Below are 1,078 nucleotides of genomic sequence, written 5' to 3' on the forward strand. Positions count from 1 at the left end.
AGCGTATTGCTTAAATAAAATAAAACATTTAACAGAGCATTAATTTAAGAATTTTAACAACTAATGAAGAACCTGAAAATATAAAAAACACATTAATTTTAAATGAATCCATTCAAGATCAAGTTAAAACGATAATGTCACAATTAAAATCCAAAATTCGTAAATGTCAAAAAATGTTTAATGAAAATTGGACAAACATCTACAAACAATTACCTCAACAAATTCAAAATATTTTAGATTGCAAAAAATAAACCTTTAATTTATTTTTCAATCATTGAATAAAAACATTAAATAATTAAATATATTTTTAAATAAAAAAACTACCTAATTTAGGTAGTTTTTTATTATATTTCAGATATTAAAACTATCTTTCAAAATTTTTGCATTTTTATTTTTCTTTTTTGTGAGGTATAATATAATTAATAGCATTTTATTAATTCTTTAAATTGTCTCCTTTAATAATATGCTATTTTTTAACATTTTGTATAAAAATAAAAAGAAAAGAAAAAAGAAAGAAAGGTGAAAAAAAAGAAAAAATGCCAACAGACGCAGTCAATAAAAAAACAAATCGTTTGGTATATGTATTATCTTTATTAAGTTTATTTTTTACTTTTAATATGATGGATAGTAATATTGTTTGAGAGGAGAAAAATACTCCAAAACAGAGGCAGTTGAAAAATCCTTTGATAGAAACAGCTCCATGATTTAGCAAAAAGAACAAGCAGCCAAAATATTTTGGCATGAACAAGACAAAATGAGGCTGTTGATAAAACTTTTACTTTAACATCGACTTCAGGACAAGGTCCTTCTGTTTCCTACTAATCACAAAGTCCAATTGGTAAATTATTTATTAAAAGATTTTTGGATTTATTTAAAACTTATGTAGACTCTCTTCGAAACAACAAACTACAGACTGAATGGACTCAGGGTCTTCATGCAAAATTTAAAGGCAAATTGAACGAATACAAATTGAGGGAAATTCAAAGCGCGACTCTTTCCACTTTTGTAACAAATAATCTTTTTTGGGGATGAAAATTTTATGAATTTTTTTCTATAAAGATAAAGCAGCTTTATATGT

The 1,078-nt window shown here is 24.3% G+C and carries 1 protein-coding gene; it reads left to right on the plus strand.

Translation table 11 applies throughout. From position 1 onward, the window contains the following. Nucleotides 1–446 precede the first annotated feature (446 nt). A complete protein-coding gene (locus tag ACEW7V_RS01360) occupies nt 447–641 on the plus strand; it encodes a hypothetical protein (RefSeq protein ID WP_374695640.1) in 195 nt (64 codons plus the stop codon). Nucleotides 642–1,078: the final 437 nt, after the last annotated feature.

Source organism: Areca yellow leaf disease phytoplasma (assembly GCF_041920595.1).